The sequence below is a fragment of the Arthrobacter sp. FW306-06-A genome (assembly GCF_021870055.1).
In the GTDB taxonomy this organism is placed as follows: Bacteria; Actinomycetota; Actinomycetes; order Actinomycetales; family Micrococcaceae; genus Arthrobacter.
The window spans coordinates 2,765,859-2,792,083 of sequence record NZ_CP084552.1 but is presented as its reverse complement, the minus strand read 5'-3'; the positions used below and the strand labels follow the sequence as shown (position 1 = coordinate 2,792,083).

Genomic DNA, 26,225 nt, shown 5'->3' with positions numbered 1-26,225 from the left:
CGTCGCCCCGGCGGTGGCCGGGGCAGCCGGGGCCGGGTCAGGCGTCCAGGTTGAGGTCCCGCCTTAGCTTCGCCACGTGGCCCGTGGCCCGCACGTTGTACTGGGCCAGTGCCACCTTTCCTTCCGGGTCCACCACGATGGTGGACCGGATCAGGCCCTCGTAGGTCTTGCCGTAGTTCTTCTTTTCGCCCCAGGCGCCGTATGCCTCGGCCACCGCGTGGTCCGCATCGGAGAGCAGCGGAAACGTCAGGGACTCTTTCTCAGCAAACTTTGCGAGCTTTTCAACGGGGTCGGGTGAGATACCCAGGACATCGAAGCCGGCGGCCTGCAGGGAAGCCAGGCTGTCGCGGAAATCGCAGGCCTCCTTGGTGCAGCCGGGGGTGGAGGCGGCCGGGTAGAAGTAGACAATGGTGGAGCGTCCCGGCCGGGGGGCCAGGCTGACGTCCTTGCCGGTTGAATCCTGCAGGGTGAAAGCGGGTGCATTGTCGCCGGTAACGAGTCTTTCAGCCATTGTTTTTCTCCTTGTTGCGGGCGGGACACAACAGCCTAGTAAGCAGGTGGAGCGAGTGCTAATCGGCACTTGGTTATACTTGCTGCTATGCCTGATATGGATCACTGGCCCACAGGGCGCCTTCTGTCCACTGCTGCGCGCCTCGTCGAACACTCATGGAACGAAAAACTTGGCGCCATCGGACTCACCCACGCCGGTGTTATCGCCATCGAAGTCCTTGCCGCGCAGGGACCCATGACCCAGGCCCAACTAGCCCAATACGTCCGCGTCCAGGCCCAGACCATGGGCAAGACGCTCAGCCGGCTTGAGTCCCACGGCCACATCGCCAGGGTTCGCAGCACCTCGGACCGCAGGAGCCATGTGGTGTCGCTGACCGAGCAGGGCAAGGAAGCGGTTGCCCAGGCCGTGGAGATGGAGCGTTCGGTGCTGGCATCGGCGTCGATCGACCCTGAGCTGCTGCGCCAGGAACTCAAAGCCGTTGTGCGTGAACTCGCCAGCCAGTTCTCCACCACCCCCAGCAACGCCGGAGCCCTGATGGACAACATGGCAAAGTAGCCGCTGCCGCATTCGGCAGCCTAAGCGCGGACCTGGTCTCACAGACCGGGCCGCGCTTTTTTGTGCCCCGCAGCCGCCCGCCGTCGTACTTTTCCACCCCACCATCGATTGCTCCGTACCTGTCGTTCTGAGGCGTGAAAACGACAGGTACTCAGCAATCGATAGGGGGGCGGGCAAAACAAAACAGCCCCGGTTTGTGTTTCCACAAACCGGGGCTGTTTTCCCAGTGGTGCACCCCCCGGGACTTGAACCCGGAACCCATTGATTAAGAGTCAATTGCTCTGCCAATTGAGCTAGAGGTGCATCTTCTTTGCTTCCATCTTCGGGCTTTTTCTTTCCCGTTGATCTCCGCAACGACATGAAACTCTACACGAACTTTTGGTGCAAGTGAAATCGGCCCCGCCGGAGGTCTCCGTGTCACCTCGAAGGCCGCAAAACCAGCACGAAATCAGGGTTTTCGTTGTTCGTCAGCAACCAAAAGCCACCCTCCGGAGTGCGGACTACGTCCCGGATCCGCCCGTACTGCCCTGTGAAATAGGCCACAGGAACTCCTGCTTCTGTCCCCGACAGCGGCACCACCCATAACCTCTCGCCACGGAGGGCTCCCAGGTAGGCGACGCCATCAACGATTTCCAGCCCACTGGGGGAGGACTCGCGGGTGGAGGGCCATACGACCTTTGCGTCCTGGAAGCCGGAGCGGTGAGGTGCGCCGGTGACTTCAGGCCAGCCGTAGTTGGCACCCGGCAGGATCAGGTTCAGTTCGTCGTCCACATCCGGTCCGAACTCGCTGGCCCACAGCCTGCCGGCGCTGTCCCAGGCCAGGCCCTGCACGTTGCGGTGGCCCAGGCTGTAGACGGCGTTGCCGAACGGATTGCCCGGTGCGGGACCACCCTCGGGCGTGAGCCGAAGTATCTTCCCGCCCAGGGCATTGCGGTCCTGGGGTTGGTCGCGGCGCTGGGCGTCGCCGGTGCCCACATAGAGGAACCCGTCTGGACCGAAGCGGATCCTGCCGCCGTTGTGGGTGCTGGCTTTGGGTATTCCCGGGAACACCGTTTGGGGTTGGCCAAGTACCAGGGAGCCGTCGGGAGCACTGTCGAGGACAAGCCGGACAATTCGGTTGTCCTCCTGGCCGGTCAGGTATGCGTACAGGTAGCGGTCCGAGGCAAACCGCGGGGAGAGCGCCAGGCCCAGGAGGCCGCCTTCGCCGCCGGCCACCACGCCAGGAACCTTCCCGGTGGTGGTGGCCTTCCCGTCCCGAACGGCTTTCAGCAGTGCTGTACCGCGCTCGGAGACGACGGCTGTGCCGTCCGGGAGGAAGACGGCAGCCCAGGGTGTGTCCAGCTGCACGTCAAGGCGCTCTTGGACTTCGGGCACAGGAGCGGGCGCACCAGGTGGAATGGGGACGACGCCGGTTCCCGCCGGAGTGCCGGAGCCGGCGGGGCTTGTGGCAGGTGCCGGCGCCGGGGTTCCTGTACAGGCAGCCACCACAAGGCAGGTGACCAGCCAGGAAAGGCCCGCCGCAAAGCGACGGGCCTTTGTCCTGCTAGAGCCGCTTGCGCCGGGGAGTGCGGAAGCCCGCGGCCTCGGCGTGGGCAGCGGATTCAAACCAGACTTCCGCCGTGGCCTGCTCATAGTCGGGGTGTCCTTCTTCGTAGTAGACCATCGCGGAGGCGTCACCCTTGACCGTGTAGTCCTCGGGGCCGCTCCCGTCGGGACCCGGTGCTGCTGAGCCGGCACCGTAGGGCTCGTCGGCTGCGAGGTGTCCGGAAGGTTCCGGGACGGCCGTGTACTGCCCTGGGGTGCTTGTCGATTCCTGCCCCTGGCCGGAGGGCTGGTGGTGGTCGGCCCCGTTCTCTACCAGTGCGGAAGAATGTGCTCGTTCCAGCGTTTCCGCCGCGCCGGTGCCGCCTGGGGCCGCGCCGGAGGAGGTTGGCTCAGCAGCCCCGCCCTGTGGGCCTGCTGAGCCGGAGGTGTCTGCCCGGTGCTGGGGTGCCTGCCCGCCGGCGGGTCCGGCAGCCGGTGTGCCGCCGTCGTCCACGCTTTCCACAGCTGCCGTTTCCGCGCCCGGAAGCGTGGGGGCGTGGGGCGCCGTGTATTCGTCATGGTGCACGGGGCGTGCCGTGGCGGGGGAGGGCTGGGCTGCGGGAGCCTCTGCCGCTGCACCCTGACGTGCGGGCGTTTCCGGGCCGGTGGTACCTGGGGAGGAGGGCGGCGTTGCCGTCCCGCTTGTGGTGGAGGAGCCGGAGCGGGATCCGGTCCCGGCCTCGGACCACTGGGTTTCCCACTCCGCCTTGTCGGCGGCAAGGTCAGCGGCCTCGTCCTGGCGCCGGTGTTCTTCCCGCCCGGCGCTGCTGCCCGAAGTGCCCTCGCTGGCCGTGGCGCGGTCCGCGGATCCTGCGGCGCCTGCCGCCGTTTCAGGCGTGGACGTGGCCGCGGAGTCCGCCGGCTCCTGGGCTGTTGTAGGGGCTGCCGGTTCAGCCGGCCGGCCGAATCCCGCTGCAGTGGGGATGCCGGTGGTTCCAGCGGCCTGGGCGGACGCCGCGGCGCTGCCGCCCCCAAGGGCCCCGTCGGTCCGGGTCCCGCCTGTCCCGGCTCCGGCTGACGGTCCGCCGGGCGGGTTGGCTTTTCTGTTGCGGTTCAGCAGCCACAGAATGATGGCGGCGACGATGACGATGAGGATGATCCAGAAAATAATGTCCATTGCAGGCCTTTCGGTCCAAGGTGTATGGGTGTCCTGCCCCGACGCTACGTCGGGTCACCACCGCTGTCCAGAGACGCCGCGCGGAGCAGTGATACACGTGCCGGCCGCCGCTGCCGCCGGGCAAGCGGGCGGGCTGGAAACAACCTTCGTCTCGAAATATGAGACGAACGTCCACTAGTTGGGCACCGATCCGCCGCGTTTTCGCGAAAATGTGGCCGCCGCTGTCGTTTCCGCCACTGCCCGAGCCCTAGACTTTCCCGTATGAGTGAGAGCCGGTTCGCAACCGATACCAAGCCTGACATCAAGCCCCGCAGCCGCGTCGTAACTGACGGAATCCACGCAGCCCCCGCGCGGGGCATGTTCCGGGCCGTCGGCATGGGTGATGACGACTTCGCCAAGCCCCAGGTGGGTGTCGCGAGCTCGTGGAATGAGATCACCCCCTGCAACCTTTCCCTTAACCGGCTTGCCCAGGGCGCCAAGGAAGGCGTCCACGCAGGCGGTGGCTTTCCCATGCAGTTCGGCACGATTTCCGTGTCCGACGGCATCTCCATGGGCCACGAAGGCATGCACTTCTCCCTGGTCTCGCGCGAAGTCATCGCCGACTCCGTCGAGACCGTGATGCAGGCCGAGCGGATCGACGGTTCCGTCCTGCTGGCCGGCTGTGACAAGTCCCTGCCAGGCATGCTGATGGCTGCGGCCCGGCTAAACCTTGCCAGCGTCTTCCTCTACGCGGGGTCCATCATGCCCGGCTGGGTCAAGCTCGAGGACGGTTCCGAAAAGGAAGTCACCCTCATCGACGCATTCGAAGCCGTCGGCGCCTGCGCGGCGGGCAAGATGAGCATGGAGGACCTGACCCGCATTGAAAAGGCCATCTGCCCGGGCGAAGGCGCCTGCGGCGGCATGTACACGGCCAATACGATGGCGTGCATCGGCGAGGCCCTGGGCATGTCCCTCCCCGGCTCCGCAGCCCCTCCCTCGGCAGACCGCCGTCGTGATGAATTCGCCCGCAAGTCCGGCGAAGCGGTGGTTAACCTGCTGCGTCTGGGCATCACCGCCCGCGACATCATGACGCGGGAAGCCTTTGAGAACGCCATTGCCGTCACCATGGCCTTCGGCGGCTCCACCAATGCCGTCCTGCACCTGCTGGCCATCGCCCGCGAAGCCGAGGTGGAACTGACCCTCGACGACTTCAACCGCGTCGGGGACAGGATTCCGCACCTGGGCGACCTCAAGCCCTTCGGACGGTACGTCATGACCGACGTGGACCGCATCGGCGGCGTGCCGGTGATCATGAAGGCACTGCTCGACGCCGGCCTGCTGCACGGCGACTGCCTCACCGTCACGGGCAAGACGGTCGCGGAAAACCTCGCCGCCATCAACCCGCCGGACGTCGACGGCAAGATCCTGCGCGCCCTGGACAACCCCATCCACAAGACGGGCGGCATCACCATCCTGCACGGTTCCATGGCTCCCGAAGGCGCCGTGGTCAAGAGCGCCGGATTCGACGCTGATGTCTTCGAAGGAACAGCCCGGGTCTTCGAGCGCGAACAGGGCGCGCTGGACGCCCTCGACAACGGCCAGATCCACGCCGGTGATGTCGTGGTGATCCGTTATGAAGGTCCCAAGGGCGGCCCGGGCATGCGCGAAATGCTTGCGATTACCGGCGCCATCAAGGGTGCCGGCCTGGGCAAGGACGTCCTGCTCCTCACCGACGGTCGGTTCTCCGGCGGCACCACGGGCCTGTGCATCGGGCACGTTGCGCCGGAAGCGGTCGACGGCGGCCCTATCGCCTTCGTGAAGGACGGGGACAGGATCCGGGTGGACATCGCCGCACGCACCTTCGACCTGCTGGTGGACGAAGCGGAGCTCGAGGCCCGCAAGGTGGGCTGGGAGCCGCTGCCTGCCAGGTACACCAAGGGCGTGCTCGCAAAGTACGCCAAGCTGGTGCACAGCGCGAGCCAGGGCGCCTGGACCGGCTGATTTTAGGTCCTCAGGCCGCCCGTCGGGAACTTGCCCGCTTGAGGCGGCAGGGCTTAATAAGGGGTGACCCGAGGGGCCCCGGGCTAACGGCGCTCGCGCCGGAAGTTTGGGGTAGGGTCATTCCGTGGACAATGACGTCCACATGGTGAGATAGGGTTGTCTCTCGTTGACACCCATCTTGCCAAGAGGGAAAACTGAACGCATGACTTTCGTTACCGCCGGCACCGTCGTCGTCCTTAGCAAGCGCGTGGCACATTAGCCCCCTGGTAACGAACCGTCACGCGCAAACCCCTCAAACGCCGCCAGGCCGAGGGGTTTTTTTATTCCCACCGCTTTACCAGTTCCAAAACCAGAGAAGATCCACAAGGAAGAGTCCGATGAGCAAAGGATCGCCCATCAGCCCCTCGCTGATGGCCACCAAGTCCGCTGGAGCCGCCAAGGCTCCGGAACGCGCCGACCGGACGGCTGACCATGCCGCCGTCGTCGCCGACCTTGCTGCCGTCTCTCCTGTCCTTGGGCCGAACAACGTCGTACCCCCGACGGTGATGACCGGCTCGCAAGCAATCGTCCGCTCGCTCGAAGAACTCGGCGTCGACGATATCTTCGGTTTGCCTGGTGGCGCGATCCTGCCCACCTACGACCCCTTGATGGCCTCCACCATGAACCACGTGCTGGTCCGTCACGAACAGGGAGCCGGCCACGCCGCGCAAGGCTACGCCATGGTCACCGGGCGGGTGGGCGTCTGCATCGCCACCTCCGGACCCGGTGCCACCAACCTCGTCACCGCCATCATGGATGCCCATATGGACTCCGTTCCCCTGGTGGCCATCACCGGCCAGGTATCCAGCGGCGTCATCGGCACCGATGCCTTCCAGGAAGCAGACATCGTGGGCATCACGATGCCCATCACCAAGCACTCCTTCCTGGTGACCGACCCCAACGACATCCCGCACGTGATGGCCGAAGCCTTCCACCTGGCCTCCACGGGCCGTCCCGGCCCCGTTCTCGTGGACGTCGCAAAGGACGCCCAGGTGGGCCAGATGACCTTTTCCTGGCCGCCAAAGATCGACCTGCCCGGGTACCGCCCGGTGACCCGCGGCCACAACAAGCAGGTGCGGGAAGCCGCGAAGCTCATTGCCGCTTCGACCAAACCGGTACTGTACGTGGGCGGCGGCGTGGTCAAGGCCCACGCCTCGGCCGAACTGTTCGCCCTCGCCGAAGCAACCGGCGCACCCGTGGTGACCACCCTGATGGCCAAGGGCGCGTTCCCGGATTCGCACCCGCAGCACGTGGGCATGCCCGGCATGCACGGCAGCGTTTCCGCCGTCACGGCCCTGCAGCAGTCCGACCTGCTGATCACCCTCGGTGCCCGCTTCGACGACCGCGTCACCGGCGTGCTGAAGACCTTTGCGCCGAATGCCAAGGTCATCCACGCTGACATCGACCCCGCCGAAATCTCCAAGAACCGCACCGCTGATGTGCCCATCGTGGGGTCCGTCAAGGAGATCATCCCGGAGCTGACCGAGGCCGTGCGCAGCCAATTCGAGGCATCGGGCACCCCGGACCTCACCACGTGGTGGGCGTTCCTTAACAACCTCAAGGAAACCTACCCGCTGGGCTGGACCGAGCCGGACGACGGCCTGATCGCCCCGCAGAAGGTCATCAAGCGGATCGGCGAGCTGACCGGTCCCGAAGGCGTGTACGTGGCGGGCGTTGGCCAGCACCAGATGTGGGCCGCCCAGTTCATCAAGTACGAGCGCCCGCACGCCTGGCTGAACTCCGGTGGCGCCGGCACCATGGGCTACGCCGTCCCGGCCGCCATGGGCGCCAAGGTGGGCGAGCCGGACCGTGTGGTCTGGGCCATCGACGGCGACGGCTGCTTCCAGATGACCAACCAGGAGCTGGCCACCTGCGCCATCAACAACATCCCCATCAAGGTTGCTGTCATCAACAACTCCTCCCTGGGCATGGTGCGGCAGTGGCAGACCCTGTTCTACGAGGGCCGCTACTCCAACACCGACCTCAACACCGGCCATGACACCGTCCGCATCCCGGACTTCGTCAAGCTGGGGGAGGCCTACGGCTGCGCGTCCTTCCGCGTTGAACGCGAAGAAGACATCGACGCCACCATCCAGAAGGCCCTCGAGATCAATGACCGTCCCGTGGTCATCGATTTCGTGGTGAGCCCCAACTCCATGGTGTGGCCGATGGTGCCCGCCGGCGTGAGCAACGACCAGATCCAGGTTGCCCGCAACATGACCCCGGAATGGGAAGAGGAAGACTGAGCATGACCCGCCATACACTTTCCGTCCTGGTTGAGGACAAGCCCGGCGTCCTGACCCGCGTGGCCAGCCTCTTCGCCCGCCGCGCCTTCAACATCAACTCCCTGGCCGTTGGCCCCACCGAAGTTCCGGGTGTTTCCCGCATGACCGTGGTGGTCGACGCCGACGGCGACCTCATCGAGCAGGTCACCAAGCAGCTCAACAAGTTGGTCAACGTCATCAAGATCGTTGAGCTCACCCCCGAATCTTCCGTACAGCGCGACCACATCCTGGTCAAGGTACGTGCGGATGCCGCAACACGCCTGCAGGTAACCCAGGCCGCAGACCTGTTCCGCGCCTCAGTGGTTGACGTGTCCACCGACTCCGTCGTCATTGAGGCCACCGGCCATCCCGAAAAACTCACAGCCCTGCTTTCAGTGCTGGAGCCCTTCGGCATCCGCGAAATTGTGCAGTCCGGCACCCTGGCCGTTGGACGGGGATCCCGCTCCATGAGTGACCGGGCGCTCCGCTCCGCCTAGGCGTCAAGCCCGCGGCGGCACCCGCGCCCGTAACCGCAGCACCGCAAGACCACTATCTACACACCACTCAAGAGGAGTTACGCAAGTGACTGAAATGTTCTACGACGACGACGCCGATCTCTCGATCATCCAGGGCCGCAAGGTTGCCATCGTTGGCTACGGTTCCCAGGGCCACGCCCACGCGCTCAACCTGCGCGATTCCGGCGTCGAGGTCGTCATCGCCCTGAAGGAAGGCTCCAAGTCCATCGCCAAGGCCGAGGACGCCGGCTTCCAGGTCAAGAACGTTGCCGACGCCGCCGAATGGGCCGACGTCATCATGATCCTCGCGCCGGACCAGCACCAGCGCTCGATCTACAACGACTCCATCAAGGACAACCTGAAGCCGGGCAAGGCCCTCGCATTCGCCCACGGCTTCAACATCCGCTTCGGCTACATCCAGGCACCGGAAGGCGTTGACGTCATCCTCGTCGCGCCGAAGGCTCCCGGCCACACCGTGCGCCGCGAATTCGAAGCCGGCCGCGGCATCCCTGACATCATCGCCGTCGAGCAGGACGCCACCGGTTCCGCCTGGGAGCTGGCCAAGTCCTACGCCAAGGCCATCGGCGGCACCCGCGCCGGCGTCATCAAGACCACCTTCACCGAAGAGACCGAAACCGACCTCTTCGGCGAGCAGGCTGTCCTCTGCGGTGGCGTGTCCCAGCTGGTCCAGTACGGCTTCGAAACCCTGACCGAAGCCGGCTACCAGCCGCAGATCGCCTACTTCGAGGTCCTCCACGAGCTCAAGCTCATCGTCGACCTCATGTGGGAAGGCGGCATCGCCAAGCAGCGCTGGAGTGTTTCCGACACCGCCGAGTACGGCGACTACGTCTCAGGTCCGCGCGTCATCACCCCCGAGGTGAAGGAAAACATGAAGGCCGTCCTGGCCGACATCCAGTCCGGCGCTTTCGCCAAGCGCTTCATCGAGGACCAGGACAACGGCGGCGTGGAGTTCAAGGAACTGCGCGCCAAGGCAGAGCAGCACCCCATCGAGGCTGTGGGCCGCGAACTGCGCTCCCTGTTCTCCTGGCAGCAGCAGGACGTCGACTACGTGGAAGGTTCCGCTGCCCGCTAAAGCTGGCCGCCCAACCATATAGAACGCCACCGGTGAGGCCGGGCTCACACTTAACAATGTGAGCCCGGCCTTTCCGTCGGCCTAGACTTGTTTCCATCCCCAGGACTGCAACGCAGAGGATCAGCCGTGTCAAAACCCGTAGTACTGCTCGCCGAAGAACTTTCCCCCGCCACCGTCGAGGCCCTCGGCCCGGACTTTGAAATCCGCCAGACCGACGGCGCCGACCGTTCCCAGCTGCTCTCGGCGATCAGTGACGTAGACGCCATCCTGGTCCGCTCCGCCACCCAGGTGGACGCCGAAGCGATTGCCGCGGCCAAGAACCTCAAGGTCATCGCCCGCGCCGGCGTCGGCCTGGACAACGTGGACATCAAGGCCGCCACCCAGGCCGGCGTGATGGTGGTCAACGCCCCGACGTCCAACATCGTTTCCGCCGCGGAGCTCACTGTGGGCCACATCCTCAGCCTGGCCCGCCACATTCCGCAGGCCAGCGCCGCCCTCAAGGACGGCGAATGGAAGCGCTCCAAGTACACCGGCATTGAACTGTTCGAAAAGAAGATCGGCATCATCGGCCTTGGCCGCATCGGCGCCCTGGTGGCAGCCCGGCTCAAGGGCTTCGACACCAAGATCCTGGCCTACGACCCCTACATCACTTCGGCCCGCGCAGCGCAGCTGGGCGTTCAGCTGGTCACCCTGGACGAGCTGCTGGCCCAGTCCGACTTCATCACCATCCACATGCCCAAGACACCGGAGACGGTGGGCATGCTGGGCGCCGACGCCTTCAAGAAGATGAAGAAGACCGCCTATGTGGTGAACGTGGCCCGCGGCGGCCTGGTGGACGAGGAAGCACTCTTCACCGCACTGCAGGACGGCGAAATCGCCGGTGCCGGCGTTGACGTCTTTGCCAAGGAGCCCAGCACCGACCTGCCGTTCTTCAAGCTCGACAACGTCGTGGTCACCCCGCACCTGGGCGCCTCCACGGACGAAGCCCAGGAAAAGGCCGGCGTCTCCGTGGCCAAATCGGTCCGCCTGGCCCTCGCCGGCGAGCTGGTCCCGGACGCGGTCAACGTCGCCGGCGGCGTCATTGCCCCGGACGTCCGCCCGGGCATCCCCCTGATCGAGAAGCTGGGGCGCATCTTCACCGCGCTTACCCACGCATCCCTGACCCAGTTCGACGTGGAAGTGGCCGGAGAGATCTCCACCCTCGACGTCAAAGTCCTGGAGCTGGCGGCGCTGAAGGGCATTTTCGCCGACGTCGTGACCGAGCAGGTGTCCTACGTCAACGCTCCGGTCATCGCCGAGCAGCGCGGCATCAACGTCCGCCTGATCACCACCCCGGACACCGAGTCCTACCGCAACGTGCTGACCCTGCGCGGCGCCCTCAGCGACGGCAGCCAGATCTCCGTGTCCGGCACCCTGACCGGACCCAAGCAGATCGAGAAGCTGGTGGGCATCAACGGCTTCGAGGTCGAGATCCCCATCAGCGAGCACCTGGTGGTGGTTGCCTACACCGACCGCCCCGGCGTCATCGGAACCATCGGCCACATCCTGGGCATGAACAACATCAACATTGCCGGCATGCAGGTGGCGCGCTCCAACGAGGGCGGCCAGGTCCTGGCGCTGCTGACCATCGACAGCTCCGTGCCCCAGCAGGTGCTGGACGCCATCAAGGCCGGGATCGGCGCTGAAATGGTCCGGGAAGTGGATCTGGAAGACTAGCGCCGCAGGACCAGCGCGACACACCGGCCGAAACGCCGAAGCCGCTCCTCCTCCGCAAGGGCACGCCCAAACGGAGCCACATATGATTGGCCGGTCTGCTTACAATGGCTAGGTCCTGATTCAGGACCGTAGCCGGCAGACCGGCCAATACCTTTTGCACATCCGTCCGTCATTGTCCACGTCTGCCCGGGCGGATGGACGTGTGCGCACGCAATCCAGGTTTCAGGGAGTTCCATGAACGCCGTCCAGAGGTTCATCAGAAGCAGGGTGCTGCTGTTGACCGCGGCCATCTTGATCGCAGCCATGTGCTTGTCGGTCCTCGTCCAAAGCCAGTCACAGGCTGCGCTCCACCGGACGGTCGATGAAAACTCAAGGGGGCTCTACGACATCCTGGTCCAGGCCAAGGCTCCCTCCGGGGCACTCCTGCAGCCGGAGATCGCCAACGGCGCCGGCGGCATCGGCTTCGACCAGCTGGACTCCATCCGGAAGCTGTCCGGCACCTCTGTCGCCGCCCCAATCAGCCTGGTCTCGCGCGTCACCCAGAACCTTGAGACACCCCGGTTGGACGCCATGGACTACCTGGGCTACAACGCCGGCCTGGCCGGCACCGCCACGTCCGACCAGGCCGCCGGCGCCACCGCCCCGGACAAGTGGCCCGCAGCCGAATCCGTGCTGACGGACTCGGCAAAGAAGTACCGTCTCACGGCCAGCGCCGTCAGTTCCGACGGCAGCTCCGAACAGACGCTGTTCAAGACCACCGCCGAAGGAACGCTGGGCAAGGCCAAGCTCGTGGAGGAGAAGGCGGCCGGCGGCAGCAGCATCCGCATCGCCGCACCCGCGGGGGAGACCGGCATCAAGTTCCCCGCCCCGGCCGGCGGCTCGGAGCACAACCTCTTCAACCTCTCGGTGGCACTCCCGCTTGCCCCTGAGGTCACTGAATCCGTGGTGGCCGTTGACCCCGCCGCCGAACGGTCCCTGCTTGGCTCGGCCGGCGACTTCCTGGCTCCGCTGGAAAAGGCGCCGCCCGCCGACGCCCGCGGCGCCGGCGCCGTGGGCCGCTACCTGGAAGGCCTCTTCACCAGCGGCATCAGCATGGACCAGCTCAAGGAAGGCCCCGACTTCCTGGGCGTCAAGCTCAAGTACTGGGCGCCCCTGATGACCCAGTACCAGCAGGCAAAGCGCACCGGACAGCTGACCAGCGCCTCCCAGGCCGTCCCGCTGATCGTCCGTTCCGGTACTTCGCTGGACCTGAAGTACAACGTCAAGATCGAGGAAATTGACGACGCCGGCAAGGTGGTCAAGGACGTCGGGACCGTTTCGAAGTCCCTGGGCAAGGATTACCTGCCGTTCGTCTCCAAGGATCCGTTCACGCTGTCGTGGCCGGGTTCGACCGACCATTCCTCGCTGCTGGGCGCCAACGGCAACTTCAACCCGGGCCTCTACACGCCGGCCAAGTGGAGCACCAATTTCGCCGGCGCCCCGAAGTACACCGACGGCGGCACCGCCTCCAACGGGGCCGTGGACAAGACGGCCGTGCCGGGCGAATGGGTCACGGTCAACCGCCTGCCAGACAAGGCGTCCAACGGCGCACCTGTGGACCAGACCCAGCGCAACCCGGTGGACGAGCGGTCCTACCGTGACAACCTGCCCACCGGCCAGCAGCAGGCTGCGCAGCCGCTGCCCATGGTCTACGGCACATTCGACCCCGCTGCCGTAGAGGCGGCCTCGGGCGATGTCAACAAGCTTCCGCTGGGCGGGTACGACCCCACCCCATTCACCCTGGTCAAGGACGCTGCCGGGAAGGACGTTCCCGAAGCACAGCTGAAGCCTTCACTTAGCGCGACGGGACTCGCCAGCCAGTCCGCCGGTGCCATCACCGACTACTACGGACTCGCCGCAGCACGTGGCTACAAGCAGAACGCGGCCGTCATCGACGCCGTCCGCGTCCGGGCCAAGGCACCGGGCAGCTGGAAGGACGCCCAGCCCGAGGTGGAGAAGCTCGCCGCCGAGATCCGGGACATGGGCCTGGACGCGACCGTAGTGGCCGGTTCGGCCCGCGAGGACACCAGCATCTTCGTCCCCGGCTACTCCAAGGACGGAGCGGGCAAGGAATCGGCGCTGGGCACCGTCCAGCAGTCCTGGGTCCGGCAGAACGCGGCCGAGGCCGTCACCGGAGCATTGTCCGGAACCAACACCACCCTGCTCTTCCTGACACTGTGCGGGGCAGCCCTGCTGACCGGTGCATCGACCGTCAGCTACATCCGGAAGCGCCGCAGCGAAGCGGGCACTTTGCGGGCCATGGGCTGGACCCAGCGGCGGATCCGCAGCTGGGTGCTTGAGGAATTCGGCGTGGGAGCCGTGCTGCTCGCCGCCGCCGGGCTCGTGCTCAGCCTGCTGAGCTGGAGCCTTGCCACCGCTTTGGTGTGTGCCGCCGTCCTGGTGCTGTACTGCGCCGCGGCCTTCTTTGCCGCCCAGCAACTGCGCCACCGCGATGTGATCGACCAGGAGCCGCAGCATGACGAACGGCTCATCCAGGTCGATTCCCCGCTGACTTTCGCCAACCGGCAGCTGAGCACCAACAAGTTCAACACCCTGTCCCTGGCTGTCGCCGTCGGCGTCTTCGGTGCCGCAGTCGGCGGGCTGATCGCACTGCTGATCGACATCCCGCGGGCAGCCGGCGCCAGCGCCCTCAGCGGCCTGGCCGCGGCCAGCGTGACGCTGCCCAGCATCCTGCTGGCGCTTGCGGGCGTGGCCGTGGGGCTGGTGCTGACCCTGGTCACCGGCCGGTTCGAGCTCAATGCCAAGCGGCAGTACCTGGGCATCCTGCAGGCCATGGGCTGGAACCCGGACATGCTCCGCCAGGTCCGGTTGTTCGAAAATGCGCTGGTGGGAACCGTGGCCCTGCCACTGGGCGTGCTGGGCGCCCTTGGCATTGGCCTGCTGCTGGCCCCCTATGCAGCCATCTGGGCTGCCATAGCCGGGCTTGTGGCTGTAATTTGCTGGATACCGATTGCAACGAAAGTGGTCCAATGACAAACCCGACGAACGTCCAGCGCAGCCGCAGGAGCGGCTCCAACGAGGTCCCCCTGCAGACCCGGGCCAACACCATCGTTAAGTCGGCCGACCACGCCACCCCGCTGGAGATGCGCGACATCACCATCCGCTATGGCGGCGGCAAGGGCGGCGCCGAGGCCGTGAGCGTGGTGGAGGGCTTCGACCTGACCCTGCACGCGGGCGAGATGCACTGCGTTGCCGGCCGAAGCGGCTCCGGCAAAACCAGCATCCTGACTGCCGGCGCCGGGCTTACCCTGCCCACGTCGGGCCGCGTCTTCTGGGAAGGCGATTCCCTCGAAAGCATGGGCGACGACGAAATCGCCGACCGCCGTCGTGCCCTCATCGGCTACGTCGACCAAGGCGGTGCACTGATCGACGGAATGAGCGCCCTGGAGAACGTGCTCCTGCCTGCCGTCCCGGACGGCGAGGTGGACCAGCGCCGCGACATGGCCAAGGACCTGCTGGACCTGGTGGGCCTGGGCCGGCGCATGCGGCACCGTCCTGCCCAGCTGTCCGGCGGCGAACGGCAGCGCGTGGCCATCGCCCGCGCACTGATCCTGGGCACCAGGGTGCTGGTGGTGGACGAGCCCACCGCCTCGCTGGACCGTGCCTCCGCCAACCGCATCATCAGCATCCTGAAGGACACCACCTCGGACGGGATCGCCGTCCTGGTGGCCTCACACGACCACGAACTGGTCCGCCTGAGCGATACCCTGACAGAACTGATCTAGCCCACTCCACCGCACCGAAGGTAACCGTCCAACCGTGACTGCTCCAGAGAAAACGCCGTTCTACATCACCACGGCCATCACCTACCCCAACGGCGTGCCGCACATTGGACACGCTTACGAGTACATTGCCACCGACGCCATGGCGCGCTTCAAGCGGCTGGACGGCTATGACGTGATGTTCCTGACCGGCACCGACGAGCACGGCATGAAGATTGCCCAGACGGCGGAAAAGGAAGGCATCACGCCCAAGGAGTTGGTGGACCGGAACGCCGGAATTTACCAGGCGGCGCACTCCGCCCTGGGCATCAGCTACGACCGGTTCATCCGCACAACGGACGCCGACCACTACGCTGCGTCGCAGGCTATATGGAAGAAGATGGAAGCCAACGGCGACATCTACCTCGACAAGTACGAGGGCTGGTATTCCGTCCGGGACGAGGCGTTCTACGCCGAGGACGAGACGGTGGTGAAGGACGACGGCGTGCGCTACTCGAAAGAGACGGACACCGAGGTGACTTGGACGGCGGAGGAGAGCTACTTCTTCCGGCTGTCCGCCTACCAGGACAAGCTGCTGGCCCTCTACGAGTCCCACCCCGAGTTCGGCGCCCCGCAGTACCGGTTCAACGAGGTGATCAGCTTCGTCAAGCGTGGCCTGGAGGACCTGTCCATCAGCCGCACCACCTTCGACTGGGGCGTCCCTGTCCCGGGCAACGACAAGCACGTGATGTACGTCTGGGTGGATGCGCTGACCAACTACCTCACCGGTGTGGGCTACCCGGACGTGGACTCGGAGAAGTTCCGGAAGTACTGGCCTGCCGACGTCCACATCATCGGCAAGGACATTTCACGGTTCCACGCCATCTACTGGCCCGCCTTCCTGATGAGCGCCGGGCTTGAACTGCCCAAGCGCGTCATGATCCACGGGTTCCTGCACAACAACGGGGTCAAGATGTCCAAGTCCCTGGGCAACGTAGTGGCCCCGGCGGACTTCGTTGCCCGCTACGGCCTGGACCAGGTGCGGTTCTTCTTCCTGCGCGAGGTCCCGTTCGGGGCGGACGGCAGCTACAACCACGAGGCCATCGTGGGCCGGATGAACTCCGACCTGGCCAACAACTTCGGCAACCTGGCCCAGCGTTCGCTGTCCATGGTGGCCAAGAACTGCGCCGCCTCCGTGCCCACGCCCGGTGCGTTCACCGCGGAGGACGACGCCATCCTGGCCCAGGCCAATGGGCTGCTGGAGGCGGCCCGCGCCGCCTTCGACAAGCAGGAATTCAGCCGCGCCCTCGAAGCCCTCTGGGGTGTGCTGCACCACACCAACGCCTACTTCGCCGAGCAGGCGCCCTGGGTGCTGCGGAAGACCGACGTCGAACGCATGAACACCGTGCTGTACGTGACGCTGGAGGTGCTGCGGATTGTGGCCATCCTGGCCCAGCCGGTGATGCCGAACGCCACGGCCAAGCTCCTGGACGCGCTCGGCCAGCCGGAAGGCGACGCGCGGCTGTTCAGAGCAATTGCCACCCCAATCGTGCCGGGAACTGGGCTGCCCGCTCCCACCCCCGTGTTCCCCAAGTTCGAGGAACCCGCGGAGTAGCAAAAGCAGGAGCGATGCGCTCGTGTCCAAAAGCTGAGACAGCTTGACCACCATATGGATGTCTTGGCTACCCTGAAAACATGAGCGCATCCTCCATCGATCTGGCAGTAATTCCCGGCGACGGCATCGGCCCCGAGGTCATCGCCGAGGCCCTCAAAGTCCTGGAAAAGGCGGTGGCCGCGGAGGGCGTGCAGCTCAAGCCGACGCACTACGAACTCGGCGCCGGGCACTGGCTTGCCACGGGGGAGACCCTCCCCGAGCACGTCCTGGAAGACCTGAAAAAGCGCGACGCGATCCTCTTCGGCGCCGTGGGGGCCGCCCCGGGCGACACCCGCATCCCGTCCGGTCTCATCGAGCGTGAACTGCTGCTCAAGCTCCGTTTCAGCCTGGACCACTACGTTAACCTGCGGCCATCGCGGCTTTACGGCACAGTGGGCAGCCCGTTGGCCAACCCCGGGACAATCGACTTCATCGTGGTGCGCGAAGGCACCGAAGGCCCCTACGTCGGCAACGGCGGCACGCTGCGGGCCGGCACGCCGCATGAGGTAGCCACCGAGGTCTCGTTGAACACCGCCCACGGCGTGGAGCGCGTGGTCCGCGACGCGTTCCGCCGCGCCAGTGCACGGGAGCGCAAGCACGTCACCCTGGTGCACAAGCACAACGTCCTGGTCTACGCCGGGCACCTGTGGAAGCGCACCGTCGAAGCCGTGGCCCGGGAATTCCCCGAGGTCACCCACGACTACCTGCACATCGATGCCGCCACCATCTTCATGGTCACGGACCCGTCCCGCTTCGACGTGATCGTCACCGACAATCTCTTCGGCGATATCATCACCGACCTTGCCGCAGCCGTCACCGGCGGCATCGGCCTGGCGGCATCGGGCAACATCAACATGGACCGCACCGCACCGTCGATGTTCGAGCCGGTCCATGGTTCCGCACCGGACATCGCGGGCCAGGGGAAGGCGGATCCCACCGCGGCCATCCTCTCCGCGGCACTCCTGCTGGACCACCTGGGCTACACCGATGCCGCGCGGAAGATCGAAGCGGCGGTGGTTGCAGACGTCGAAAAGCGCGACGGCACCGCACGCAGCACCAGCGCCGTGGGCGACGCCATCACCGCCGGCCTGTAGCTGTACTGCCCCGGCGGGTTGCCGCCGGCTTCGGGCGTAAGCTTGTCTCGAATCACCAAATGCCGCCTCGTTGTTCAGCGCTGAGCCCCGGGCGGCCGATCGTGGAGGAACCATGACTCAGACCGCCCATGGCGTCGAATTCACCCGGCAGCCCTCGGAGAACCCGAAGTCCGCCGAAGAGCGTGCAGCCATCCTGGCGAACCCGGGATTCGGCAACTACTTCACCGACCACACCGCCATCGTCGATTACAGCGTGGACGCGGACGGCAACGGCGGCTGGCACGATGCCCGGATCGAACCTTACGGTCCGATCGTCCTGGACCCCTCGGCCGCCGTCTTCCACTACGGCCAGGAGATCTTCGAGGGCCTCAAGGCCTACCGGCACGCGGACGGCTCAATCTGGACCTTCCGCCCGGAGGCCAACGCGGCACGCCTGAACAAGTCCGCCCGCCGCCTGGCCCTGCCCGAACTGCCGGCCGAATACTTCCTCACCGCCATCCGTGAACTGGTGGCCGTCGACAAGGAATGGGTGCCCTCCGGCGACGGCGAAGCCCTGTACCTGCGGCCCTTCATGATCGCCACTGAGGCTTTCCTGGGTGTCCGGGCTGCCCGTGAGGTGTCCTTCCGGGTCATCGCTTCGCCTGCCGGCAACTACTTCGGCGGCGAGCTGAAGCCGGTTTCGATCTGGATCTCCCGCCAGTACGCGCGCGCCGGCCGCGGCGGCACCGGTGATGCAAAGTGCGGCGGCAACTATGCAGCCTCGCTCATTGCACAGCAGGAAGCGGAAGCCAACGGCTGCAAGCAGGTGCTGTTCCTCGACCAGGCCAACGACAACGCCGTCGAAGAACTGGGCGGCATGAACGTGTTCTTCGTCCTGAAGGACGGTTCCCTGGCCACGCCCGCGCTCACCGGCACCATCCTGGAGGGCGTCACCCGCATGTCCGTGATCCAGGTGGCCAAGGACATGGGCCGCGAAGTGGCCGAGCGCAAGATCACCCTGGACGAATGGCGCGACGGCGTGGCCTCCGGCGAGATCACCGAGGTGTTCGCCTGCGGCACCGCCGCGGTCATCACCCCCATCGGGATCCTCAAGGACGACACCGAGTTCATCGGCTCCGAGGATGCCAAGGCCGGCGAAGTGACCATGGCCATCCGCGAAAGGCTCCTGGGCATCCAGACCGGCGTGGAACCGGACACCCACGGCTGGCTGACCCGCCTGGCATAGCCGGGAGTCTTCAAGTACGACGGCGCCTGCCGGACTTTGGTCCGGCAGGCGCCGTTCTGCGTTCCAGTCGACGGCGGGCGGTCAGCGCCGCGCTGCCTTCCGGGCGGCGTTCTTCATCGCCTTGCGCGAGACCGGCTTCAGTGCCTTGCGGGCAGCTTCCTCGGCGAGAGCCCGGTTGCGGCGGGCGTCGATGATGTCGTTCCAGAGCGTGGTGGCAAAAACGCCGCCGTCCTGGGCGTAGACGTCATAGGGGTAGCCGGCGTAGACGGAGGGCGTAGCGCCGCCAGTGAACAGGTCCTGGCTGTCGGCCTTGGCCACGGCGTCACCCACTGCCCAGGCACGGGTCAGGTGGCGGGTCAGGTTTTCCTGGACGAACACGTTGGCGTCGCTGGACCGCGATGCCTGGTCCAGCAGGGCTTCCAGGTCTGCGGCGAGAATGGCAGCGCCGGCCTGCTCCGCAGGTGCGGGGGCCGCATCCAGTTCCGCCGTGATCCCGGAAACGGCTTCCGTCCAGTCCGCCGTGTCACGGAATTTCTTCCAGGTGGGAAACCAGACGATGCTGCCGGTGGCGTGGTTGTGGATGTGCAGGAGGCCGGTGGCCTTCTCGGTTGCCGAGTGGTCGTGGCCGTCCGCGTCCGCCTGGGCGAGAAGGTCTGCGAGTGTTGCTGTGCTCATGGGAGGGTATCCGGCTTCCTGGTGGGGATCGTAGGGCTGTCACTGGGTGCCAACTCCGGGCTGCTGCCGTTCTATTCCTCCGGTGCGTGGCGGACGCAGGCTGGGGAGCGGCCGACCTGAATGCAGGGAGGCCCCGCATGCAAGGATGGGTTCGTGACCTCTGATTCCGGCCCCTCCCTGCAGCGCAGCTCCGCGCTCACCCAGTTCATCCTGGCCCCCAATCCCGGACCCATGAGCCTGGACGGCACCAATTCCTACCTCCTGCGCGCCCCGGGCCATTCCCGCATAGTGGTGGTGGACCCGGGGCCGCAGGAGGAAACGCACCTGCAGGCACTCGCCGGTGCCGGCGCCGTCGAACTCGTGCTGGTGACCCACCGGCACGCGGATCATACGGCGGGTTCCGCCCGCTTGCATGAGCTGACGGGGGCACCAGTCCGTGCCGCTGACCCGCTCCATTGCCATGGTGGGGGAGCACCGCTTCTGGACGGCGAACTGATCCGGGCGGCAGGGCTGGAGATCACCGTGTTGGCCACGCCGGGGCACACGTCGGACTCTGTCTGCTTCCACCTGCCGGCGGACGGGGAGTCCGGTTCGGTGCTGACCGGCGATACCGTCCTGGGCCGGGGAACCACCGTCCTGGACTACCCGGACGGCACACTGGGTGACTACCTCGCGTCCCTGGACCGGTTGGCTGCGCTGGGCCCTGCAACCGTCCTGCCGGCGCACGGTCCGGTGCTGCCGTCCCTTGAAGGCATCGTCCGCGACTACCGGACGCACCGGGAGGAGCGGCTGGCGCAGATCCGCGCTGCGCTCCATCGGCTGGGCCGGGACGCGTCCGCAGGGGAAGTGGCTGACGCCGTCTATGCCGACGTCGGGCCCTCCGTCCGGCGTGCTGCGGAGCTGTCCGTGGCAGCGCAGCTTTCCTACCTGCGCGGCGGGAATGGCGGGAAGGACGACGGCGGCGGGACGGTAGGGTAGGAGCCATGCGTATTGCCAGGTTTGTAGTCGATTCCGATCCCCTGTACGGCGTCGTGGAAGGTGAACCCGGCAGTGAGGAAATCACTGTCATCCACGGCGACCCCTTCTTCAACGGCGTGGAGCGCACCTCCGTGCGCCACAAGCTGGAGGACGTCCGGCTGCTGGCGCCCATCATTCCCCGAAGCAAGGTGATCGGCGTGGGCCGGAACTTCGTGGAGCACGCCAAGGAGCTGGGCAACGAAGTGCCGGCCCAGCCGCTGCTGTTCCTCAAGCCCAACACGGCTGTCGTGGGCCCTAATGATCCCGTGGTGCTGCCCGAGTTTTCCGAAGAGGTCTCCTTCGAAGCGGAACTCTGCGTGGTGATCGGCCGCATCTGCAAGGACGTGCCGGAAGAGCGTGTGGACGACGTCATCTTTGGCTACACCTGCGGCAACGACCTCACCGCCCGCGACGTCCAGAAGACCGACCTGCAGTGGACCCGTGCCAAGGGCTTCGATACCTCCGCCCCGCTGGGACCGTGGATCGAGACCGACATGGACACGGAGGACCTGCAGATTACGGGCAGGCTGAACGGAGAGGTGCGCCAGGATGGCAGCACCAGCCAGATGATCCGCGGCGTACGCGAGCTGGTGTCGCTGGTGTCGCAGGCCTTCACCCTGCTGCCTGGCGATGTCATTATGACCGGGACGCCCGCGGGCGTCGGCCTGGTCAAGGAAGGTGACCGGTTCGAGGTGGAAATCGAGGGCATCGGGCGCCTGTCCAACCCCATCGTCCGCCGCTAGCGCCCTCCCGGGCCCGGCCAGGCGGGTAAAGTTGAAGCCACTATGAGTATCGCTTCTTCGTCACCTGCCGCCTCCATCCCGCCCGTCACCGCCGAAACGCCCGTCCGGGTCCGTTTCTGCCCTTCACCCACGGGAACCCCGCACGTCGGACTGATCCGCACTGCCCTGTTCAACTGGGCCTACGCTCGCCACACCAAGGGCACGCTGGTCTTCCGGATCGAGGATACTGACGCGGCACGGGACAGCGAGGAAAGCTACCACCAGCTGCTGGATGCGCTGAAGTGGCTTGGCATCGACTGGGACGAGGGCGTTGAGGTGGGCGGCCCGCACGAGCCCTACCGTCAGTCCCAGCGCGGCGACATCTACCAGGACGTCATCAAGCGGCTGCATGAGGGCGGGTTCATCTACGAGTCCTTCTCCACTCCGGAGGAGATCGAGGCACGCCACCGTGCCGCGGGCCGGGACCCGAAGCTTGGCTACGACGGCTTTGACCGGCACCTGACCGAGGAGCAGCTGGCCCAGTACCGGGCGGAGGGCCGGCAGGCTGTCCTCCGCCTGCGCATGCCGGATGAGGACATTACGTTCAATGACCTGGTGCGAGGCGAGATCACCTTCAAGGCCGGATCCGTGCCCGACTTCGCGGTAGTGCGGGCCAACGGCGCGCCGCTGTACACCCTGGTCAACCCCGTGGATGACGCGCTGATGGGCATCACCCACGTGCTGCGGGGCGAGGACCTGCTCAGCTCCACGCCACGCCAGGTGGCTCTCTACCGGGCGCTGTACGCCATTGGCGTTGCCGAGTACATGCCGGAGTTCGGCCACCTGCCCTACGTCATGGGACAGGGCAACAAGAAGCTCTCCAAACGCGACCCCGAGTCCAGCCTCTTCCTGCACCGCGAGCGGGGCTTCATCCCCGAAGGGCTGCTGAACTACCTGTCCCTGCTGGGCTGGTCGCTCAGCGCCGACGAGGACATCTTCACGGTGGAGCAGCTCGTTGAGCACTTCGACATCCACGACGTCCTGGGCAACCCCGCGCGCTTCGACCTGAAGAAGGCCGAAGCCATCAACGGCACCCACGTCCGCATGCTTGAGCCCAAGGTGTTCCGCGACCGCGTAGCGCACTACCTGCGCGAGGCAGGCCTGGTGGGGGAGATCCTGACCGACCGCGAGGAAGAGATCCTCACCGAAGCCGCACCCCTGATCCAGGAGCGCATCACCCTGCTGGGCGAGGCGCCGGAGATGCTGGCGTTCCTGTTCAAGGCGGACGACGCCATCGATATCGCCGATGACGCGCGCAAGGGCCTTCCGGCCAACCTTCCCGAGGTGCTGGATGCCGCCACTGCCGCCCTCGAACCGCTGGCTGACTGGACGGCGGAGGACATCCAGGCTGCCCTCAAGCAGGCCTTGGTGGAGGACATGGGCATCAAGCCGCGGCTGGCCTTCGGCCCCGTGCGGACGGCTGTTTCCGGCCGCCGCGTGTCGCCGCCGCTGTTTGAGTCCATGGTGATCCTGGGCAAGGAGTCTTCGCTGCGCCGGCTCCGCGCCTTCCGCGGCTGATGTCCGCTCCCAGCCAGGCACATGCCGCCGCGCTGACCACACCGTTCGGGGTTATCCGGGGCGTCCTGTTCGACATTGATGACACCCTGGTGGACCTTGAGTACTCCATGACCACCGCCCTGCGGGAGGTCAGTGAACACCTCCTGCCAGGCCTGGACCAGGCCGGATGGGAACGCTTCGGGCGTATCTTCACCCACGAAACCACGCACTACTACGACCGCTACCTTGCGGGGGAGCTGACGTTCAATGAACAGCGCCTGCTCCGGGGGCGGGCCGCGTTGGGGCACTTCGGAGTGGAACTTGCCGATGGCGAGGAATCGCACCGATGGCTGAGTGCCTATATGGAGAAGCAGCCTGCGTACGTCAAACCGTTTCCGGACGTGCTGCCGCTGCTGGATGTCCTGGACGCGGCGGGCATTCCTTACGGTGCCGTGAGCAACAACGTGCACGACTACCAGCGGGCCAAGCTGGACGGGGCCGGACTTGAACGGGTCACCCATCTGGTGGGTACCGACACCCTTGGCGTGGCCAAGCCGCATCCGGCAATGTACCTGGAAGGCGTCCGGCTGCTGGGAACCGCCCCCGCTGAGACGCTTTACGTGGGCGACAACCGGCTGCTGGACGCGGAGGGCTCCACGGCGGCAGGGTTGGTGGGCGTGTGGCTCAACCGCTCGGGCGAGGTCGTAGAGGATTTCGACGGCGGCATGGTGGCTTCCCTGAACCAGCTGTTGCAGTAGGCCTGCTGCACAGGGCCTGTGCGGCGGCCGCAGCCCTTCGCGAAGGACTGCGGCCGCCGCAGGTGCGGTTCCGGCCGCCGTCAGGCGGTTTCCAGGCCGACAGCCCGTCGGCGAAGGACCAGGTAGGCGGCGACGGCGGCAGCCACCAGCAGTGCCACGAGCAGCAGCGCGACCGCGGGGCTGTTGAGCCACGACGACGGCGATACGGCCGCCACCTTCGTATGCAGTTCCTCGGTCCCGGCCGCGATCCTCGAGTTGCCGTCCGCCAGCTTGCCGGCGCCATCGGCGAGTTTGCCCGATCCATCGTCCAGTTTGCCGTTGCCGTCAGCCAGTTTTCCCGTGCCGTCGGCCAGCTGGGCGGAGCCGGACTGCAGCTGGCCCGTGCCCTTGCTTAGGGTGACCGTGCCGTCGGAGAGCGCCTGCGTCCCGGCCAGCAGGCCAGGGTTGGCGGGGTCCCCATCGCCGTTGACTCCTGCGCTGAGTTTGGTGGTGCCGTCCTGCAGGCTGTTGGCGGCGTAGATCAGGCCGGGGCGGTCCGGGTCGCCCGGAACCCCGTCCATGCCAACCCGGATTTTTGTGGTGCCCTCCGCCAGCATGGTGGTGCCCAGCACCACTCCCGGGTTCTGCGGGTCCGTCGCATTGAGTTTCTCGGCCAAGGTGGCAAAGCCTGCCTTCAGCCGGCCTGCGCCGTCGTTCAACTGGCTGGCTCCCGTGCCCAGCTTGTCCGTTCCGGCCTTCAGCTGCGCGGCGCCGTCGTTCAGCTTCGCCGCACCCGCATCGAGCTGGCCCGCCCCTGCGTAGGCCCGGCGCCCGCCGTCGGCCAGCTTGGCAATCTGGTCCTTGATCACTGCCAGCGGCACCAGGCCCTGAGGACCGTTCGCCGCCGCCTCAAGCTGGTCGAGGCCCTGGCTGAGCGCAGCGAGCCCATCACCCTTGGTGGGATCGTTGCCTGCACCCGGGTAACCCTTCAACTGGGCTGTTCCGCTCTTCAGAGCCGCAGTTCCGGCGCTGAGGCGGCCGGCGCCGGCATCCAGTTGGCCGGCTCCCGCCGCCAGCTGGTCCGTGCCTGCAGCCAGCTGCCCGGCGCCGTCGGCGAGATTGTTCGGCGCGTTTCCGGCGGCCGTCGGGGTCAGGGCCGCTGAAAGGGCCACGGCGCCGGCCTGGAGTTTCTTTGCGCCGTCGTCCACCTGGTAGACGCCCGGTACGAGTTTGTTCAGGACATCATTCTGCAGTTTGGTGGTACCGGCATGGAGCTTGTCCACCCCCGGCGCCAGCTGGTCGCGGACTCCGGAGTAGATTTTCCCGGCGCCGGTCTGCAGTTCCGCCGCGCCCGCGTTCAACGCGGCGCTGCCGTCCTTTACTTTGCCGGCGCCGTCCTTCACCTGCGCCGCTCCCTTGTTGGCTGCGCCCGCGCCTGTGGCCAACTGGCCCGAACCGTCCTTGAGCTGGGCAGCTCCGGCAGCGGCCTGCTCCGCTCCATCCATGAGCTGGGCGGCACCGTTGGAGATCTGGCCTGTGAGATAGGTGTAGAAGGCAAGAAAGAGTGCCAACAAAAGGGACAGGGCGATGATCGCGATGGACTGGGAGCGGAGTCTGGGTCTGGCTGCTGCGATGGATGCTGTGCGGGTTGTCAACGCTGACACTTCCTATCTCTCCGCCGGACGACGCTGCCCGGCGGTGTGAACCGTGGTTGGTAAGGCGTTCCCGTTTTCCTCATGGGTGCCCGATGGGTAGGGCGGGGAGGTTGTTACCGATGGGTAACTTACTCGAGAGTAACCACACGGCTGGATGGTGGGCAAGGGTTTTGCCGGAATGCTTTTGGCGGGAGGCTGGGCGCGCTTGGGATGTCGATTTGTGCGAGCTGAAAGTCTCAGGTAAAGTAATTTCTCGTGCTGAGGCGCACGGAGCAGGGAAAACGCCCTGAAAACCGGCCCGAAAGTATCATTGGGATATGGTGTAATTGGCAACACTACGGTTTCTGGTACCGTCATTCTAGGTTCGAGTCCTGGTATCCCAGCTCTGGTTTGAGGGCTGATTTCAGCCGCAAACAGAAGGTTTCCACCCGGTTCGCCGATTTGAAACCTGAGCGAAGTGTGTGAAATACTCACTGAGCTTGAGCAGCGGAAACGCTGCCGGAAGTACGCGGCCCCATCGTATAGCGGCCTAGTACGCCGCCCTCTCACGGCGGTAACGCGGGTTCGAATCCCGCTGGGGTCACCATCGAAATGGTCCCGGGCATCAGCCCGGGACCATTTTTGTTTCCCCACTATGGCTGCACGGCCAAGGCGCGCCATCACGTCTGCGGTAGAACAGCGCACGCCGCCGCGGATCAAGCCTGGCCGACGCGCCGCGGCAGGCCAGGCAAATGGACTGAACTGGCATGATGTT

At 66.1% G+C, this 26,225-nt stretch carries 20 protein-coding genes and 3 tRNA genes; 17 read left to right on the top strand and 6 right to left on the bottom strand.

Features of this window, described 5'->3' with window-relative positions; all coding sequences use genetic code 11:
- Window positions 1-37: 37 nt before the first annotated feature.
- Complete coding sequence (gene bcp / locus LFT49_RS13045) at window positions 38-511, bottom strand: thioredoxin-dependent thiol peroxidase (protein WP_237428468.1); 474 nt, start codon at window positions 509-511, stop codon at window positions 38-40.
- 96 nt (window positions 512-607) lie between these two features.
- Between bcp and LFT49_RS13040 the strand changes: the two genes are divergently transcribed.
- Complete coding sequence (locus LFT49_RS13040; protein ID WP_236802884.1) at window positions 608-1,066, top strand: MarR family winged helix-turn-helix transcriptional regulator; 459 nt, start codon at window positions 608-610, stop codon at window positions 1,064-1,066.
- Window positions 1,067-1,293: 227 nt separating this feature from the next.
- Here the strand turns inward: LFT49_RS13040 and LFT49_RS13035 are convergent.
- From LFT49_RS13035 to LFT49_RS13025, 3 genes are all read right to left on the bottom strand, one after another.
- Window positions 1,294-1,369, bottom strand: a tRNA-Lys gene (locus LFT49_RS13035).
- A gap of 114 nt (window positions 1,370-1,483) precedes the next feature.
- Complete coding sequence (locus LFT49_RS13030) at window positions 1,484-2,569, bottom strand: PQQ-dependent sugar dehydrogenase (RefSeq protein WP_373462121.1); 1,086 nt, start codon at window positions 2,567-2,569, stop codon at window positions 1,484-1,486.
- A 40-nt stretch (window positions 2,570-2,609) separates the two neighbouring features.
- Complete coding sequence (locus LFT49_RS13025; protein WP_236798698.1) at window positions 2,610-3,767, bottom strand: sunset domain-containing protein; 1,158 nt, start codon at window positions 3,765-3,767, stop codon at window positions 2,610-2,612.
- A gap of 261 nt (window positions 3,768-4,028) precedes the next feature.
- Here LFT49_RS13025 and ilvD point away from each other — a divergent pair, with 261 nt between their 5' ends.
- The 10 genes from ilvD to LFT49_RS12975 all read left to right on the top strand — a co-directional run bounded on the left by ilvD (window position 4,029) and on the right by LFT49_RS12975 (window position 19,108).
- Window positions 4,029-5,747, top strand: a complete 1,719-nt coding sequence (gene ilvD, locus LFT49_RS13020) for a dihydroxy-acid dehydratase (protein ID WP_236798697.1) — start codon at window positions 4,029-4,031, stop codon at window positions 5,745-5,747.
- A gap of 377 nt (window positions 5,748-6,124) precedes the next feature.
- Window positions 6,125-8,032 carry an acetolactate synthase large subunit gene (locus tag LFT49_RS13015; RefSeq protein WP_236798696.1) on the top strand — a complete coding sequence of 636 codons (1,908 nt, stop codon included), beginning with the start codon at window positions 6,125-6,127 and terminating at the stop codon, window positions 8,030-8,032.
- Between the two features lie 2 nt (window positions 8,033-8,034).
- The gene (gene ilvN / locus LFT49_RS13010) at window positions 8,035-8,547 is read left to right on the top strand and encodes an acetolactate synthase small subunit (RefSeq protein WP_141160110.1); all 513 of its coding nucleotides are present in this window, start codon (window positions 8,035-8,037) and stop codon (window positions 8,545-8,547) included.
- Window positions 8,548-8,632: 85 nt separating this feature from the next.
- Window positions 8,633-9,658, top strand: a complete 1,026-nt coding sequence (gene ilvC / locus LFT49_RS13005) for a ketol-acid reductoisomerase (protein ID WP_236798695.1) — start codon at window positions 8,633-8,635, stop codon at window positions 9,656-9,658.
- Between the two features lie 126 nt (window positions 9,659-9,784).
- Entirely contained in the window at window positions 9,785-11,374 is a 1,590-nt protein-coding gene (gene serA, locus LFT49_RS13000) for a phosphoglycerate dehydrogenase (RefSeq protein ID WP_236798694.1), read from the top strand.
- 234 nt (window positions 11,375-11,608) lie between these two features.
- Complete coding sequence (locus tag LFT49_RS12995) at window positions 11,609-14,407, top strand: FtsX-like permease family protein (protein WP_237428466.1); 2,799 nt, start codon at window positions 11,609-11,611, stop codon at window positions 14,405-14,407.
- Complete coding sequence (locus LFT49_RS12990) at window positions 14,404-15,159, top strand: ABC transporter ATP-binding protein (protein ID WP_237428465.1); 756 nt, start codon at window positions 14,404-14,406, stop codon at window positions 15,157-15,159. Before LFT49_RS12995 ends, LFT49_RS12990 begins: the two co-directional genes overlap by 4 nt.
- 34 nt (window positions 15,160-15,193) lie before the next feature.
- On the top strand, window positions 15,194-16,750 hold the full coding sequence (gene metG / locus LFT49_RS12985) for a methionine--tRNA ligase (RefSeq protein WP_236798692.1): 1,557 nt from the start codon (window positions 15,194-15,196) through the stop codon (window positions 16,748-16,750).
- An 80-nt stretch (window positions 16,751-16,830) separates the two neighbouring features.
- Entirely contained in the window at window positions 16,831-17,883 is a 1,053-nt protein-coding gene (locus LFT49_RS12980; RefSeq protein ID WP_236798691.1) for a 3-isopropylmalate dehydrogenase, read from the top strand.
- Window positions 17,884-17,995: 112 nt separating this feature from the next.
- A complete protein-coding gene (locus LFT49_RS12975; RefSeq protein WP_237428464.1) occupies window positions 17,996-19,108 on the top strand; it encodes a branched-chain amino acid aminotransferase in 1,113 nt (370 codons plus the stop codon).
- An 81-nt stretch (window positions 19,109-19,189) separates the two neighbouring features.
- On the opposite strand, the gene LFT49_RS12970 is transcribed toward LFT49_RS12975, so the two are convergent.
- Window positions 19,190-19,783 (bottom strand): hypothetical protein, encoded by a 594-nt coding sequence (locus LFT49_RS12970; protein WP_237428463.1) that lies wholly within the window; start codon window positions 19,781-19,783, stop codon window positions 19,190-19,192.
- A gap of 120 nt (window positions 19,784-19,903) precedes the next feature.
- Between LFT49_RS12970 and LFT49_RS12965 the strand changes: the two genes are divergently transcribed.
- Genes LFT49_RS12965 through LFT49_RS12950 form a run of 4 tightly spaced genes read left to right on the top strand, consistent with a single transcriptional unit; the run spans window position 19,904 to window position 23,837 of the window.
- Window positions 19,904-20,761: an MBL fold metallo-hydrolase gene (locus LFT49_RS12965; protein WP_442863710.1), complete on the top strand. Its 858-nt coding sequence runs from the start codon at window positions 19,904-19,906 to the stop codon at window positions 20,759-20,761.
- Between the two features lie 5 nt (window positions 20,762-20,766).
- Window positions 20,767-21,543 carry a fumarylacetoacetate hydrolase family protein gene (locus LFT49_RS12960; protein WP_237428461.1) on the top strand — a complete coding sequence of 259 codons (777 nt, stop codon included), beginning with the start codon at window positions 20,767-20,769 and terminating at the stop codon, window positions 21,541-21,543.
- Between the two features lie 42 nt (window positions 21,544-21,585).
- Window positions 21,586-23,100, top strand: coding sequence for a glutamate--tRNA ligase (gene gltX / locus LFT49_RS12955; protein WP_237428460.1), 1,515 nt, complete (start codon window positions 21,586-21,588; stop codon window positions 23,098-23,100).
- Window positions 23,100-23,837, top strand: coding sequence for an HAD family hydrolase (locus LFT49_RS12950; RefSeq protein ID WP_236798685.1), 738 nt, complete (start codon window positions 23,100-23,102; stop codon window positions 23,835-23,837). The genes gltX and LFT49_RS12950 overlap by 1 nt, the downstream gene beginning before the upstream one ends.
- A gap of 80 nt (window positions 23,838-23,917) precedes the next feature.
- Here LFT49_RS12950 and LFT49_RS12945 read toward each other — a convergent pair whose 3' ends face one another.
- On the bottom strand, window positions 23,918-25,480 hold the full coding sequence (locus tag LFT49_RS12945) for a hypothetical protein (RefSeq protein ID WP_237428459.1): 1,563 nt from the start codon (window positions 25,478-25,480) through the stop codon (window positions 23,918-23,920).
- Between the two features lie 302 nt (window positions 25,481-25,782).
- Here LFT49_RS12945 and LFT49_RS12940 point away from each other — a divergent pair.
- Together LFT49_RS12940 and LFT49_RS12935 are read left to right on the top strand one after the other, a co-directional pair.
- Window positions 25,783-25,854: transfer RNA gene (locus LFT49_RS12940), tRNA-Gln, on the top strand.
- Between the two features lie 127 nt (window positions 25,855-25,981).
- A tRNA-Glu gene (locus tag LFT49_RS12935) sits at window positions 25,982-26,057 on the top strand.
- Window positions 26,058-26,225: the final 168 nt, after the last annotated feature.